Origin of the sequence: Vibrio sp. Vb1755, from assembly GCF_033338635.1 — a bacterium.
Taxonomy (GTDB): Bacteria; Pseudomonadota; Gammaproteobacteria; order Enterobacterales; family Vibrionaceae; genus Vibrio; species Vibrio alginolyticus.
Genome location: NZ_JAWOTA010000171.1, coordinates 1 through 1,348 on the forward strand (window position 1 = coordinate 1; position 1,348 = coordinate 1,348).

The following is a 1,348-nucleotide window of genomic DNA, read 5'->3' on the forward strand; positions in this document are numbered from 1 at the left end:
TAAAGACATTTGAGTTATGCCAAACTCAAAAACAGCTCGTCGTCTGTGAGGTACTTATGACGATGACTCAAATTGCGAACATGCATGAACATAAAATCCGGAAAACCAGGGGCGATGATGTTGTTTGGTTCCCAGCACACGCCGCCGACAAATACGTAGCGGCCTTGCTTCTCTTCATCATGCAGTTGATTGTTAACAACTGAAGATAACTCAGCGCGGCACCCTTCTACCACACAGACGATTTGGCCTTTAAACAAGCCAATGACACGTCGCACGAGATTCGCTTTAATACCGCATTTCCAGGCTTGGCGTGTTGCCATCTCATAGCCGTGTTTTCTTATCGCTTTCTTTTGCAAATGTACAACTAAATTCATTTTTGACTCCTGATTCAAGCTATTACGTGAAGCCCAAAGTCATGAAAAAGCAGATAAACGCATAGATAAACTATGTGATCAGGCTAAGTGAGTGCTCTGCGAAAGAACACTTTCCACAATGCCGCAACGTTGGGAGTATCTATCAATCATAGTCTCTAGCGACGCAAAAAACGCAGGGGAGCAAAGATTGATATAAGACTAACTATAACGAAATCACCCTCTTCGTTTACCGATATAAATTTATCGAAACGATAGAGGGTGATTATCAAGAAAGGAGCTAAAAAGAGCGGTATTTACGCATCAATAAGGTAGTTCTGCCCTTCGCTTTCGAGGCGATCAATGAGCTTACGACATTCATGTAAATCAAGCGGTTGTTCAAAGCGACGTTTAAGATGCATCAAAAAGAAAATGTCTTCACACATTGCCTTTTCTGGCTCGTCACTGATCTTGGCGACTGGAGAGCCATTACAAGTCACCATTTTAATCACGATGGAAAGCGGCTGATATGCCTCGCCTTGATCGTTAACGTAATTACCCATGTCATTTGCCAGCGACGTACCGATACCGAAGCTCACTTGTACACGACCTTGGAAATGCTCACAAATGTCTAGCGCTTGCTCGAAGTTCAAACCATCCGTAAAGACTAGGGTCTTCGTCATCGGGTCGATGCCAAGCGACTCATAGTGCGCAATCATCTTTTCGCCCCAAGTGAATGGGCAACCGCTGTCGTGACGAACGCCAACGTACGCATGACTCAACTCTTCATCGAAGTCTTTGAGAAATGCGTCGATGCCGATGGTATCCGTCAGTGCAATACCCAGTGCGCCATTAAACATTTTTTGCCAACGTTGCAGGGCAATTTTCTGCGAATCACGTACGTTTACTAACGCTTGATGACCCATAAACCACTCGTGAGCAACCGTGCCAATTGGGGTAAGATCTAACTCTCTCGCTAAATGGTAATTACTGGTTCC

At 44.7% G+C, this 1,348-nt stretch carries 2 protein-coding genes; both read right to left on the bottom strand.

Annotated elements, in window-relative coordinates:
- Positions 1-14: 14 nt before the first annotated feature.
- Complete coding sequence (locus R7E00_RS23610; RefSeq protein ID WP_005479882.1) at positions 15-374, bottom strand: hypothetical protein; 360 nt, start codon at positions 372-374, stop codon at positions 15-17.
- A 293-nt stretch (positions 375-667) separates the two neighbouring features.
- Positions 668-1,348 (bottom strand): nicotinate phosphoribosyltransferase (pncB, locus tag R7E00_RS23615; protein ID WP_318124662.1); only part of this gene is annotated, 681 nt, incomplete at its 5' end.

Bases quoted from the DNA above. Each gene is read 5' to 3' on its own strand.
- R7E00_RS23610 (WP_005479882.1), bottom strand. From the start codon at position 374: ATGAATTTAGTTGTACATTTGCAAAAGAAAGCGATAAGAAAACACGGC.